We start from the raw sequence: 587 nt of genomic DNA on the forward strand, positions 1-587 counted from the left end.
AGCAGGTGCTTGAACGGTGACTGCTGCTGCGCGCTTTTCGCCGCGGTGTAGCGAGTACCTTCCAGATAGTTCACGACCGTTACCGGCTGGCGCTTGAACAGCTCACAGGCCTGTTTGGTGATTTCCAGATCTTTGCCCGCCAGCTCCGGATGCTTCGCCAGAAACGCCTTGCTGTAGCGCTTCATGAACGGGTAATCCAGCGCCCACCACGCCAGACCGAGGAACGGCACCCAGATCAGCTCTTTCTTGAGGAAGAACTTGAAGAACGGCGTACGCCGGTTGAGGGTCTGGATCAGCGCCGGAATGTCGACCCACGACTGGTGGTTGCTGACCACCAGATACGAGGTGTCACCGCGCAGGTCTGCGCCGCCGCGAATGTCCCACTGAGTGGGGATGCACAGACGAAAGATCAGCTTGTCGATTTCCGCCCAGGTCTCGGCAATCCACATCACCGCCCACGAGGCGTAATCGCGCCAGCGCCCGGGCGCAATCAGTTTGAGCAGGGCAAAGACCATCAAGGCCCGATCAGGATCAGGGTGTTGAGCAACAGCAGCAGGGTGACGAAACAGCCGGTGAGCAGGCGGCGC

Annotated in this window: 1 pseudogene; it reads right to left on the reverse strand. The window is 60.3% G+C overall.

Annotation, left to right across the window (positions count from 1 at the left end):
• A pseudogene (locus HT737_RS29540) lies at nucleotides 1–587 on the reverse strand (acetyltransferase); the annotation flags it as partial.

Source organism: Pseudomonas sp. MD195_PC81_125 (assembly GCF_014060985.1).
Classification (GTDB): domain Bacteria; phylum Pseudomonadota; class Gammaproteobacteria; order Pseudomonadales; family Pseudomonadaceae; genus Aquipseudomonas; species Aquipseudomonas parakoreensis.